We start from the raw sequence: 3,725 nt of genomic DNA, 5'->3' as shown, positions 1-3,725 counted from the left end.
CGGGGCCGGGCCGGACGCCGGAAGCCGGTCATGACCCAGCCGCCGGGCAGGGGCGCAGGGGGCGGCTCGGAGAGTACGTACCGTGCGCTGGCGGGCCTCGTGATGGCGGCGACCGTGCGCATCCATCGCCCGGAGCCCGGGTATGCCCCTGACGGATCCGACAGAGGCTTCCTGGGGAGCGGCTTCTTCATCGCCCCGAGCTGGGTCCTCACGTGCGCGCACGTGGCGATGGAGGGGGAGGGGCGTCATGTGAACGTGGTCTTCAAACCGGACCCGGGCAGCGCCGAGACCGCGGTCGAGGGCACCGTGGTCGCCGCCCTGCCCGAGAGCCGTCACGCCACGGCCGGGCCCGGCGTCGCACGGGTCGCGGCGCCTTCGGGCGGCTGGCCCGCCCCCGACCTCGCGCTGATCCGGCTGCTGAGGCCCGTCGAGCACCCCTGTGTGTACGTCACCGAGCGTCCGGCGGGCATGTTCGGCGGCGGCTCCGTCCTCTACACGGGCTGGACCGACGGCGGGTCGGGGCAGCTGACCCGGTTCAGCGGGCGGTGCCAGGTGATGGGCACCTTCGGGGACTGGGCCGAGGACGACGAACAGATGCGGCTCGACGGCGACCGGATGTACCCGGGTCTGTCCGGCGGACCCGTGGTGGACCTGGCCCGCGGCGAGGTCGTCGGTGTACTCAAGTCGCGCTCCGACGGCACGACCGGCGGGACCTCGATCGGCGTCGAGCGGCTGCGTACGCTGCCCGTGCCCCCCGGGGCGGTCGCCGCCGAGTCCGACGACCCGTACCAGGCGGTGTTCCATGCCCACGACCGCTACCACGCCGACCGGCACACCAGCCCGGTCGGCACCGATCGGACCTGGGCCGATCTCCAGCGCGAACTGGGTGCCGGAGCGGGGCTCGCCCTCAGCCCCCAGCAGCGCGTCGACCTGCTCGGCCGGCTCGCCGAACTCCCGCCCCCGCTCAGCACCCGCAGCCTCCTCGACCTCCTGGACCGGCTGCCGGACACCCACCCGGCCGAGCACCACGCGGCCCCGCGCGGCTGGCGCGACGGATTGGGCACGTTGTACGACGCCCCCGGCGGCGACGGCGCACTGGAACTGATCCTGCGCTACTGCATGAGCGCCATCTCCGCCGAACGCCCTTACGTCCTGCCGTCCACCCAGCTCGCCGAGGCGTCCCTGTGGGAATGGGTGAAGCGGATGGCCGAGGACCGGCTCTCCCGCAAGTTCCGTCATGAGCTTGCCGGGCTCCGGCACAACGGCCGGCACGCTCCGGGCCTCGAACCCCTGCGAACCCCGGCACCGACGCTCGAACCCGCCAGGACGCGCAGCGCCCCGTTCGTCCTGCTGGCGCTGGAGCCGCGCGGCTGGGAACGGGACCGCTACGACTGGCGGATCGGCGTCGCCCAGCACGGCGGGGACGTCCTGCCCGTCGCCGAGGACAGCCGGGGCACCGCATCGGAGGCCCTCCCGGCCCGGCTCGCGGGCCCGCTGGCGGAGGCGTTCCGGCGGTGCGACGAACCCGACGAGCCCGCCGTCCTCCAGGTCGCGGTGGATCAGGCCCTCATGGACCTGGAGGTCGACGGATGGCGGGTGCCGCCCGACGGGAGGCCGCTCGGAGTACTGCGCCCCGTGGTCATCCGCCGCCTGGACCACGGTCCGCTCCTGACCGATGACGGGATCGACGAGCGCGAGGCGCGCTGGAGCCGGACCATGACCGCCGCGATGCGGGCCGCCGTCGTCGACTGCGAGGACGGAATGCGGGCACCCGTACCCGTGGTGGAGGAGCTGCGCCAACTGGCGTACGAGACCGTCCCGGTGCTCTGCCGCTACGGCGAACGGCCCCACCCGGAGACCGCGGCCGGTCTCGGGCGGGTACTCGACGGAGGCTTCGGCGTGGCCCTGTGGCGGCGCCGGGCGGCCGAGCCGACCGCGGTGTGCACGGACTTTCACCGGCGCGCCGCCGACGCGGTCGCCGAGGCCCGCATCGCTGTTCACCTCCCGCAAAAGATCCATGAGTTGAGACAGGGGGTGCATGCGGGCCGTGCGGAGACGTACTGGTCGAACGGTGTCGCCCTGTACTACGAAGATCCGCATCATCCGCTGCCGGGCTCCGGACAGTTCCTTGAGGCGCCGTGAACGGCCGGGCCCTTACGGCGTGTACGCCGGATCGCTACCGTGATGCACGTTCGACTGCTGCCCCTGGCGGACGAGTGACGACGAGGAACGCGTTATGAGTGAACCCATCGAGTGGCTCATCTACCGAGGGGCCGGCGAACCGCACGAGGGCATCGAGCAGCTGCCGCCCCCGCCGCCCTGGCGGGACTTCGGGGGCCGCGGTGCCCCGGCCCCCGACGAGCAGGACGGGGACGGATCCGCCGACCGCCGCCTCGGCGGCTACCGGCATATCGCCGAACTCCACCGGCCGGGCGCCGAAGAGCTCGAAATGATCAATGCCGCGCTCTATCTGCGGCGTCCGCTGCTGGTCACCGGCAGCCCCGGCGCCGGAAAGAGCACGCTGGCCCACTCCGTCGCCCACGAGCTCGGGCTCGGCCGGGTCCTGCGCTGGCCCATCGTCAGCCGCTCGGCGCTCCAGGACGGCCTCTACCACTACGACGCGATCGCCCGGCTCCAGGATGTACAGATCGCCGCACACAGTGCGGCGGCCGGGGCGCCCGGCGCCGAATCGGCACAGAGCGTCGGCAGCTACATCCGGCTCGGGCCGCTCGGCACCGCGCTGCTGCCCTCGGACCGGCCGCGCGTACTGCTCATCGACGAGCTCGACAAGAGCGACATCGATCTGCCGAACGACCTGCTCAATGTGCTGGAGGAGGGCGAGTTCGCCATCCCCGAGCTGGAGCGGATCGCCGACCGGCTGCCCGACGGCGAGGCGGAGGTCCTCGACGACGACGGCAACAAGGTGAAGGTGAGGGGCGGCCGGGTGCAGTGCCGGGCCTTCCCGTTCGTGGTGCTCACCAGCAACGGCGAGCGGGATTTCCCGGCGCCCCTGATGCGCCGCTGCATCCACCTGGAGCTCGGGCGCCCCGACCACCAGCGGCTCGCGACGTTCGTACGCGCCCACCTGGGCGACGAGGCGGCGCGCTCCGGGGACGACCTCATCGCCCACTTCCTGGAACGCTCCCGCAGCGAACTCCTCGCCACCGACCAGCTGTTGAACGCGATCTATCTCACCGATGCCGCCGCCCCGGCCGGCCGCGACCGCCTCGCCGACCTGCTCATCCAGCGACTCGACAGGCCGAGGTGATGCGCTGATGGCCGACGGCAAGGCGCGGCACGGACCGGACGAGGGATGCAGCCCCGACGGTGGTGCGGGTGACACCGTGGAGCCTTGTGGCACCCATGTCCCGGGTGAGGCAACGGACACCGGTCCCGAAGCTCCCGGACCTGTCGGGCCGGTGCCGGTGCCCGGTCGCGAGCCGCAGCAACGGCCGCAGCCGGAATCCGAGCCGTACGCCGGAGGCCTGCTGCCCGCATTCGTCGCCCGGTTACGCGAAGCCGGGCTCGACCCCGACGCCGAGCAGCTCTGCGACGCCCTCTGGCTGGCCCGCTGGACCCGTCACCCCGACGCGCCGGACGACGAGGACGATGCGGCCACGCCGCTGCCGTCCGTCGGCCCCGCCGAGGGCCGCCCGGCCGGGCCGTCGGCCCCGCGGATCGACCGGACGGGACGAACGCCCCGGACCACCCCGCCCGGACGACGA

The 3,725-nt window shown here is 73.4% G+C and carries 2 protein-coding genes and 1 pseudogene; all 3 read left to right on the top strand.

Features of this window, described 5'->3' with window-relative positions; all coding sequences use genetic code 11:
• On the top strand, positions 1-2,142 hold a 2,142-nt coding region (locus tag GA0115254_RS19840), incomplete at its 5' end, for a VMAP-C domain-containing protein (protein ID WP_370740903.1).
• 94 nt (positions 2,143-2,236) lie between these two features.
• Positions 2,237-3,268 carry an AAA family ATPase gene (locus tag GA0115254_RS19835; RefSeq protein ID WP_093896627.1) on the top strand — a complete coding sequence of 344 codons (1,032 nt, stop codon included), beginning with the start codon at positions 2,237-2,239 and terminating at the stop codon, positions 3,266-3,268.
• Positions 3,269-3,275: 7 nt separating this feature from the next.
• Positions 3,276-3,725: pseudogene (locus tag GA0115254_RS44585) on the top strand (hypothetical protein); the annotation flags it as partial.

The organism is Streptomyces sp. Ncost-T10-10d, assembly GCF_900091955.1.
Classification (GTDB): Bacteria; Actinomycetota; Actinomycetes; order Streptomycetales; family Streptomycetaceae; genus Streptomyces.
This window is presented reverse-complemented; position numbering and strand designations above follow the sequence as displayed.

Coding starts and splice junctions, on each gene's coding strand:
- GA0115254_RS19835 (WP_093896627.1), top strand. CDS start 2,237: ATGAGTGAACCCATCGAGTGGCTCATCTACCGAGGGGCCGGCGAACCG.